This is a genomic window from Nonomuraea sp. NPDC001684, from assembly GCF_053596515.1.
In genome coordinates this window covers 1-7,985 of sequence record NZ_JBSFGJ010000427.1, presented here as the reverse complement: position 1 = coordinate 7,985, position 7,985 = coordinate 1, and the positions used below count along the sequence as shown (strand labels likewise).

At 75.3% G+C, this 7,985-nt stretch carries 9 protein-coding genes; 4 read left to right on the top strand and 5 right to left on the bottom strand.

Going from position 1 to position 7,985, the window contains the following annotated elements:
- A partial coding sequence (locus ACWCSD_RS42460) for an ABC-F family ATP-binding cassette domain-containing protein (protein WP_449923572.1) occupies positions 1-1,555 on the bottom strand: 1,555 nt, incomplete at its 3' end.
- 202 nt (positions 1,556-1,757) lie between these two features.
- Positions 1,758-2,330 (bottom strand): TetR/AcrR family transcriptional regulator, encoded by a 573-nt coding sequence (locus ACWCSD_RS42455; RefSeq protein WP_449923569.1) that lies wholly within the window; start codon positions 2,328-2,330, stop codon positions 1,758-1,760.
- A 119-nt stretch (positions 2,331-2,449) separates the two neighbouring features.
- Here ACWCSD_RS42455 and ACWCSD_RS42450 point away from each other — a divergent pair, with 119 nt between their 5' ends.
- Positions 2,450-3,094 carry a class I SAM-dependent methyltransferase gene (locus ACWCSD_RS42450; RefSeq protein ID WP_387683050.1) on the top strand — a complete coding sequence of 215 codons (645 nt, stop codon included), beginning with the start codon at positions 2,450-2,452 and terminating at the stop codon, positions 3,092-3,094.
- Positions 3,095-3,186: 92 nt separating this feature from the next.
- Here the strand turns inward: ACWCSD_RS42450 and ACWCSD_RS42445 are convergent, their stop codons facing one another.
- Positions 3,187-4,104, bottom strand: a complete 918-nt coding sequence (locus ACWCSD_RS42445) for an NADP-dependent oxidoreductase (RefSeq protein ID WP_397157632.1) — start codon at positions 4,102-4,104, stop codon at positions 3,187-3,189.
- Between the two features lie 157 nt (positions 4,105-4,261).
- Here ACWCSD_RS42445 and ACWCSD_RS42440 point away from each other — a divergent pair, with 157 nt between their 5' ends.
- Positions 4,262-5,032 carry a methyltransferase domain-containing protein gene (locus tag ACWCSD_RS42440; protein ID WP_397157634.1) on the top strand — a complete coding sequence of 257 codons (771 nt, stop codon included), beginning with the start codon at positions 4,262-4,264 and terminating at the stop codon, positions 5,030-5,032.
- Positions 5,033-5,082: 50 nt separating this feature from the next.
- On the opposite strand, the gene ACWCSD_RS42435 is transcribed toward ACWCSD_RS42440, so the two are convergent.
- A complete protein-coding gene (locus ACWCSD_RS42435; RefSeq protein ID WP_397157636.1) occupies positions 5,083-6,231 on the bottom strand; it encodes an FAD-dependent oxidoreductase in 1,149 nt (382 codons plus the stop codon).
- A gap of 128 nt (positions 6,232-6,359) precedes the next feature.
- On the opposite strand from ACWCSD_RS42435, the gene ACWCSD_RS42430 reads away from it, so the two are divergent.
- Positions 6,360-6,941: a TetR/AcrR family transcriptional regulator gene (locus tag ACWCSD_RS42430; protein ID WP_397157638.1), complete on the top strand. Its 582-nt coding sequence runs from the start codon at positions 6,360-6,362 to the stop codon at positions 6,939-6,941.
- A 22-nt stretch (positions 6,942-6,963) separates the two neighbouring features.
- Here the strand turns inward: ACWCSD_RS42430 and ACWCSD_RS42425 are convergent, their stop codons facing one another.
- A complete protein-coding gene (locus ACWCSD_RS42425; protein WP_449923564.1) occupies positions 6,964-7,353 on the bottom strand; it encodes a PPOX class F420-dependent oxidoreductase in 390 nt (129 codons plus the stop codon).
- Positions 7,354-7,443: 90 nt separating this feature from the next.
- Between ACWCSD_RS42425 and ACWCSD_RS42420 the strand changes: the two genes are divergently transcribed.
- On the top strand, positions 7,444-7,985 hold a 542-nt coding region (locus ACWCSD_RS42420; protein ID WP_449923561.1), incomplete at its 3' end, for a M20/M25/M40 family metallo-hydrolase.

Here is a 7,985-nt window from a genome sequence, read left to right as displayed (position 1 = left end):
CCAGGCCCGGCGACAGGTGGTTGGTGGGCTCGTCGAGCAGCAGCACGTCGGGAGGGTCGGCGATCAGCAGCGCCAGCGCGAGGCGGCGGCGCTGGCCGACGGACAGCTCACCCACGCGCAGGTTCGCGTCGCGGGCGCGGATCAGGCCGAGCGAGCGCAGCGGCACGGCCTCGGCGCGCTCCGGCCCGAGGGCCTGCTCGTAGGTCTCCCGCACCGTGCGGCCGGGGTGCTCGAACGTCGTGTCCTGGGGCAGCAGGCCGACGGTCAGCCCCGGTCGCCGCCGTACCTGCCCGGCCGGCTCCAGGTCGCCGGACAGGACCGCGAGGAGGGTGGACTTGCCCGCGCCGTTCGGGCCGGTGACCAGCAGGCGGTCCCCTTCCCGCAGGTCGAGCCGGTCGAGCGCGAGCCGCCCCGCCACCCGGACGTCCCGCGCCGACACCAACGACCCGCCACCCCGGCCCGCCGCGCCGCCCCGGTCCCCCTCCGGGCCTTCGGGGGGAGGGAGGGGGGCGGTGAGGCGGGGGCGCAGGCGCAGTGGGGGCGGCGGGGCGGGGACCTGGTCGCGTTCCAGCTCGGCGAGCCGGCGCGCGGCCTCGCGCACCCGCCGGGAGATCTGCTGCTGCACCCGCCCGGCGCGGTGTCCGTAGCCCATCTTCTCGTTGTCGCGGCGCAATCCGTCCTGCGCCGCCCGCCGCGCGGTCACCGCGACGGCGCGGCGCAGCTCGTCCAGTTCCTCCTGCTCGGCCGCGTGTCGCCGCTCCCAGCGTTCGCGCTCGGCGCGTTTCCCGGTCAGGTACGCGCTGTAGCCACCGCCGTACCGGACGGGGCCGTCCACGGCGGGGTCGAGGTCGAGCAGGTCCGTGCAGACCGCGTCGAGGAAGGCCCGGTCGTGGCTGGCCACGACGACCACGCCGGTCATGCCGCGCAATTCCTCCTCCACGAAGACGGCGGCGTCGTCGTCGAGGTGGTTGGTGGGCTCGTCGAGCAGGAGCGCGGCGGGCCGCCTGATCAGCAGCGCCGCCAGGGCGAGCCGGCCGCGCTGCCCGCCGGACAATGAGCCGAGCGCCCGCGTCCCCGGCACGCCGCCCAGGCCCAGCCGGTCGAGGACGATCTCCGCCCGCCGGTCGGCGTCCCAGGACTCGTGCTGCTGCGCCTGGTCGAGCCGGGCCCCGTACGCTTCGAGCAGCGCGGCGTCCTCCGGCGACCCGGCCAGCTCGCGGGTGAGCCGGTCGAGTTCGGCCAGGTCCGTGCGCGCCTCGCGCAGGGCGTCGTCGAGCACGTCGGCGAGCGTGTCGCCAGCCGCGAACGGCAGCTCCTGGTGCAGGAAGCCCAGGTCGGCGGGGCGGACGACGGTCCCGGAGTCGGGCTCGTCCACGCCGGCCAGCAGGCGCAGCAGCGTGGACTTGCCCGCGCCGTTCTCGCCGATGAGCCCGATCCGGCGGCCGGGGGCGGCGGTGAGCGAGAGGCCGTCGAGCACGCGCCGCGTGCCCAGCGTCCGGACGAGATCGTGGGCCAGCAGGACGTCGCCGGCCGGCGGGCAGGGGTTGGAGAGCATGTGAACCTCGGAGGAGGACGCGGGCGCGCCGAAGCCGCCCGGTGAAGGGGACAGGGTTTCGGGGAACGACGAAAAGGCCCATGTCGGCGGCGCTCACGCGCGCACGCCGGGGCCGATCACCCTCCGGTGTCACCCGGAGATGTCGTCGTCACCTGCCATGTCCGGTCTCCTGGCCGTAGATCACAAACGTTCCCACCGTAGCCTACGTGCCGCACCCCGCGGACGGGCCCAGGACGGCCCGGACGCCCGGGGTCACCGCCGCGCGGAAGGCGGCGTCGAGCTCGGCGGGCGAGGCGGCGGTCGCGCCGTCCAGCCAGGCCCGCATCAGCCCCATGAACGCCCCCACCACGCACACCACCAGCAGGTCGAGCCCGGCCCGCTCCCGCGCGCCCGCCGCCAGCAGGTCGGCCCTGACCAGGTCGGCGACCACCTGCTCGCCCCGGGCGTACACCGGCCCGCCGCCGCGCCGTCCGAGCAGCGCGCGCACCAGCCGCTCCTGCTCGCGGACGTGCTCGAACATCGGCAGGCTGAACGCGAACAACTCCCCCGGCGCGCCGCCGCCCGGCGGACGCCGCAGGAACGCCAGCTCGGCCAGGTTGCTGAGCAGCACCTCCTGCTTGCCGGAGAAGTGGGCGTAGAAGGTGGAGCGGCCGACGTCGGCCCGCTCGATGATGTCGGTGACGGTCACCGCCTCGTAGCCCTTCTCCAGGATCAGCGACACCAGCGCCTCCCGGACCTGTCGCCGCGTGCGCCGCACCCGCCGGTCTCCGGACACCTTCCCCCTCCCTGTGCGCTATCGGACGCCACGGCCGATCTGCTCGTTGACCCGCGTCCCGTATGAACACATCATTCATTACCGAACAGGTTGTTCGGCAACTGACCGGAGGAACCGTCATGCTGGGAAGGCTTCTGCACCACCACGAAGAGCACGCCGAGTCCGGCGGCACCATCGACTACCCGCGCCGGTACGAGCTGCTGAGCGCGGTCGCGTTCCTCGGCGGGCGCCGGGCCGCGTTCACCCGCCTGGCCGCCGCCGCCGGGCCGCGCGCCGGCGACCGCGTGCTCGACGTCGGCTGCGGCACCGGCTACCTCACCCGGATCATCGCCCCCGTTGTCACCCCGAGCGGCCGGGTGACCGGCCTCGACCCGTCCCCCGAGATGATCGGGTACGCCGCCCGGCGCGCCCCCGCCAACTGCGACTACGTGGTCGGCGAGGGCCAGGACCTGCCGTTCCCGGACGGCTCGTTCGACCTGGTCGTCTCCAGCTTCGCGGTGCACCACATGCCCGTGGCGGCCAGGCCGGAGGCGCTGCGCCAGATGTTCCGCGTGCTGCGTCCGGGCGGGCGGCTGCTCGTGGCCGAGTTCCGGCCGCCGACCGGCCCGCTGGCCCGCCGCGTCGTCGGCGCGCTGGCCGGTCCCGCGATGCGCCACGACCTGCGCGCCCTGCTCGGCACGCTGATCCCGGGCGCCGGGTTCCGGGTGGAGGCCGAAGGCGACCTGCCGCACGCGCTGTTCCACATCCGCGCCACCCGTCCGTAGCCGCACGCGCTGTTCCACGTGAGAGCGACTCGTCCGTAGCCGCGCGCCCTGCTCCACGTCGGGGGCAACCCCGACCCGTCCGTAGGCTGCCGTTACGGCGTGAGCACGATCTTGCCGTGGGTGTGCCGACGTTCCAGCTCGCCGAAGGCGTCCCGGACCTGCTCCAGCGGGTACACGCGGGCGATCGGCACCTCCAGCTCGCCCCGCGCGGCGAGCCGGGCCAGCTCCCCGACCACGACCGCGCAGGCGGCCGCCCCTTCCCCGTACGTCCGCGCGCCGACCCTGGCCGCGCCCGCCCAGTCGCAGATCGTGTCGATCCGGTCGGGCCGCACGCCCAGCTCGACCGCCAGATCGACGTACCCGTCCCCGTAGGTGTCGATGAACGCGTCCACCTTCCCGCCGGTGGCCGACCGGATCCGCTCTGCCACGCCCTCCCCGTACGCGACCGGCACCACGCCGCGCCCCCGCAGCCAGGCGTGGTTGGCCTCGCTCGCCAGCCCGACCACCGTCGCCCCCCGCCGCCGCGCGAGCTGCACGGCGATGGACCCGACCCCGCCCGCCGCCCCGGACACCACCACCGTCTCCCCCGGCCCCGGATCGACCGCGAACACCGTGGCGTACGCCGTCGTGCCGGCCACGTACAACGACCCGGCCACCTCCCAGGGCAGCCCCGCGGGCCGCAGGGTCAGCGCCACGTCGTCGGCCACGACGAACTCCGCGTGGCTCGCCCTGCGATGGGTGAAGCCGAGCACCTCGTCGCCCACCGCGAACCCGCGCACCTCCGGACCGGCCGCCACCACCACGCCGGCCAGATCGCTGCCCTGCCCGGACGGAAACGTCGCCGGCCAGCGCCCGTGCCGCGCCCCCTGGCGGATCATCGTCTCGCCGGGCTGGATCCCGGCCGCCCGCACCTCGACCAGCACCTGACCGGGCCCCGGCGCCGGACGCTCGACCTCCTCCACCCGCAGGACGTCGATCCCGCCGTACTCGTGGAACCGCACAGCCTTCATCGCGTGATCACCCTCCTCGTCCGGACCGGCCCTTCGCGCGGCCGCAGCCCACCCTGCCGCTCCCGCGCCGGCGGCGGAACGGACCGCTCTTCCCAGGACCGCCGATCCCAGGAAGCGGCTTGACTTCAAGCGCACTTGAAGCCGCAGGATCCCGCACATGACCAAGAACCAGACGACAGGCCGTACCGGCGAGGAGACCGACGCGCTCATCGCCCTGCTCGACCTCGCGGACCACCTGCCCGGGGCGGCCGAGCTGCGGGCGCGTTCCTACGAGTTGCTCGGCCTCGCGCCGCGGGCGGCGGTGGCCGACGTCGGCTGCGGCTCCGGCCGCGCGGCGGCGGAGCTGGCCGGGCTGGGCGCGCGGGCGATCGGCGTCGACCCCGACGAGCGGATGATCGGCGTGGCGGCCGGGCGGTGGCCCGCCGCCGAGTTCCGGGTGGCGGAGGCGTACGCGCTGCCGTTCGCCGACGGCGAGTTGCGCGGCTATCGCGCCGAGAAGGTGTACCACGTCCTGGACGACCCGGCCCGCGCCGTGGCCGAGGCGCGGCGGGTGCTCGCGCCCGGCGGGCGGATCGTGCTGCTCGGGCAGGACTGGGACACCATCGTCATCGACTCCGGCGACGCCGCGCTCACCCGCCGGATCGTGCACGCCCGCGCCGACCTCGTCACATCGCCCCGCGTCGTCCGCGGCACCCGCAACCTGCTGCTGGACGCCGGCTTCACCGACGTCACCGTCGAGGTGCACACCAGCGTCGTCACCGACGCGACGCTGGTGGCCGTGCTGGCCGACCTGGCGGGGAAGGCGCGCTCGGCCGGGGCGGTCAGTGCGGCGGAGGCCGAGGGCTGGCTCGCCGAGCAGCGGGAACGGGCGCGGGCCGGGCGGCTGTTCCTCGCCCTGCCGCTGTTCGTGACCGCGGCCACGCGTTAGGCCCCCAGGGGCAGGGCCGGGCCGGGGCCGGGGCCGGGGCCGGGGCCGGGTCAGCGGCGGGGCGGGGCGAAGGCGGCGAGCTCGCCGCTCTCGTGCCGTTCGAGCAGGGCCTCGGCGCCGTGCTCAAGGGCGCGGGCCGCGTCCGCCGCGCGCGGGAGCATCGTGCTCTCGTACGCGGCCACGGCCTCGGCCACCGTGGCGGAGCCGGCCAGCGCGAGGGCGAGCTCGCAGGCGTCGAGCATGGCCAGGTTGGCGCCCACGCCGAGCGGCGGCATGAGGTGGGCGGCGTCGCCGAGCAGGGTCACGCTGGACGACCGCGCCCACACGTGCGGCACGGGCAGCGCGAACAGCGGGCGATCGACGTACGGCCCGTCGTTGCGGGTGATCATCCCGAGCAGGTCCGGCGACCAGCCGGAGAACGCGTCGAGCAGCCGGGCGCGGATCCCGGCGGTGTCGCCGGCGCTCAGGCCGCTCGCGGCGATCCACCCGGCGGGCAGGCGCTGGATGACGTAAACGCGGATGTGGTCGCCGCCGTTGCGCTGGGCGAACAGGGCGCGGTCGCCGTCGGCCGCGGTGGCGCCGCCCTGTCCGACGAGCGCGGCGAGGGCAGGGTGGGCGTTCTCGACGTCGTGGAACCACGCCTCCAGGAAGGTGACCCCGGTGTAGCGCGGCGTCGCGGCCGAGACCGCCGGGCGCACCCGGGAGAACGCGCCGTCGGCCCCGATGACCAGGTCCGCCTCGACGGACGTGCCGTCGCGGAAGTGCACCCGGCGCGGGCCGCCGGGCGGGCCGGTGACCTGCTCGACGGCGGCGCCCCACCGCACGGTCCCGGGCTCCAGCGAGCCGAGCAGCAGGTCGCGCAGCACACCGCGGTCGATCTCGGGCTTGAAGAGCTCGCCCGCGGCCGGGACGTGGTGGTCGAGCAGCCGTCCGGACGGGTCGAGCAGCCGCATCTCCTGCCCTTCCGGGCGGGCCAGCCGGAGGAAGTCGTCGAGCAGGCCGGCCTCGCGCAGGGCGACCTGGCCGTCGTCGGCGTGCAGGTCGAGGGTGCCGCCCTGGTCGCGGGCCCGCGGGTGGGCGTCGCGGTCGTGGACGGTCACGGGGATGCCGTGCCGTTGCAGGACGCGGGCGCAGGTGAGCCCGCCGGGGCCCGCTCCGACGACGTGGATGCGCGCGGTGGCGGGTGCGGGTGAGCGCATGACGGGACCTCTCGTTCGTGATCAGGGGTGGGTACGACGAGCGCCGCCGTTCCAGAGAAGCAGAACGAGTACAAAAGTGCAACAGGTCAACTAATTCACTCATGCCACCTTTTGGTAGGGTGGGCGGCATGGACACGCCACCCGTCGCCGGCCGCCGCGAACGCAAGAAGGCCGCCACCCGCCGAGCCATCGCCGACGCCGCCCTGCGCCTGTTCCTGGAGCGCGGCTACGACCGGGTGAGCGTCAGGGACGTCGCCGAGGCGGCCGACGTGTCCACCACCACGCTGTTCAAGCACTTCCCCGGCAAGGAGGCGCTGGTCTTCGACGAGGAGGCCGACCGGGAGGCGGAGCTGGTCGCGGCGGTGCGCGGGCGTCCGGAGGGGCAGAGCGTCGTCGAGGCGCTGCGCCGGCACGTGCTGGCGTCCTGGCCGCAGGTCGCGGCCCATCCGCTGCGGGCCGGGTTCACGGAGCTGGTGGAGTCCACGCCGGCGCTGCTGGAGTACTACGAACGGATGTGGACCAGGCACGCCGCCGCCCTCGGCACGGCCATCGCCGAGGACGCGGGCGTGGCCCCCGACGACGTCGCCTGCCACGCGCTCGCCCGGTTCGTCCTGGACATCCCGGCGCTCACGCGGGGGCGGCAGGACCTGCGCGGGGCCGTCGAGCAGGTCTTCGACCTCCTCGCGCACGGCTGGCGCCCGCCGCGCTAGCGACCGGCGCCGGCCCGCGCCCTCAGACGGTCCGGGACGACCGCCCGCCGTCGATCCCCCACGACACGATCCTGACGGGCGTGATCACGATGACCTCCGGCGAGAAGTACGGCACCGGCGGCTCGTGGTCGGCCAGGGCCACCGCCGTGCCCCGGATCTCGATGCCGCGCACCACCCACGGGTCGACCGAGGCCAGGTCGTCCACGACGAGGGCGACGGTGCTGCCTTGCCGGACGTTCCGGAACTTCTTGGAGGCGCCCATCGCGTGCCCGCCGATGGTGATCGTGCCCGTGGCGGCGTCCACGAAGAAGCCGACGGGGTTGTTCTGCACGTCTCCGGAGGGGGAGACGGTGGCCAGCCGGCCGAGGTGCTGTCCGGTCAGGTAGTCGAGCTCTGCCTGCGTGAAAATCATGCGGGGAAGTATGCAACCTTGACACCGGCGTCACCCCAAACCCATCCATTCCATCAGTTCGACTCCGGGACGATGTGCCAGCATTCGGCCATGAGCGACGACGATCTGATCGAGTTACGACGCGAGATCCACCGCCACCCCGAACCGGCCGGCCAGGAGCGGCGTACCGCGGCCCTGGTGGCGGCGGCGCTGCGGGAGGCGGGTCTGGAGGTCCGGACCGGCGTCGGCGGCCACGGCGTGGTCGCGGTCCTGGACGCCGGCGACGGCCCCGCGATCGGCTACCGGGCCGACCTCGACGCGGTCGCCGTGCCCGGCGGCGCGGAGCACCTGTGCGGGCACGACGTGCACACCGCGATCGGCGTGGGCGTCGCGCGGGCCCTGGCCCGCGAGCGGCCCCAGGGCCGGGCGGTTTTCTTCTTCCAGCCCGCCGAGGAGACCTGCGAGGGCGCCCGCGCCATGATCGGCGACGGGGCCATGGACCCGGTCCCGCCGCGCGAGGTGTACGCCCTGCACTGCGCGCCCCTGCCCACCGGAAGGTTCGCGGTGGCCCCGGGCTTCGGGCACCCCGGCCAGGACGTCTTCCGCATCGAGGGCCTGTCGCCGGCGGCGGCCCGGCGGTTCGAGGCGCTGGT

Excerpts from the sequence above, each read along its gene's own strand:
- ACWCSD_RS42445 (WP_397157632.1), bottom strand. The coding sequence starts at position 4,104 with ATGAAGGCTGTGCGGTTCCACGAGTACGGCGGGATCGACGTCCTGCGG.
- ACWCSD_RS42430 (WP_397157638.1), top strand. The coding sequence starts at position 6,360 with ATGGACACGCCACCCGTCGCCGGCCGCCGCGAACGCAAGAAGGCCGCC.
- ACWCSD_RS42435 (WP_397157636.1), bottom strand. The coding sequence starts at position 6,231 with ATGCGCTCACCCGCACCCGCCACCGCGCGCATCCACGTCGTCGGAGCG.
- ACWCSD_RS42425 (WP_449923564.1), bottom strand. The coding sequence starts at position 7,353 with ATGATTTTCACGCAGGCAGAGCTCGACTACCTGACCGGACAGCACCTC.
- ACWCSD_RS42440 (WP_397157634.1), top strand. The coding sequence starts at position 4,262 with ATGACCAAGAACCAGACGACAGGCCGTACCGGCGAGGAGACCGACGCG.
- ACWCSD_RS42450 (WP_387683050.1), top strand. The coding sequence starts at position 2,450 with ATGCTGGGAAGGCTTCTGCACCACCACGAAGAGCACGCCGAGTCCGGC.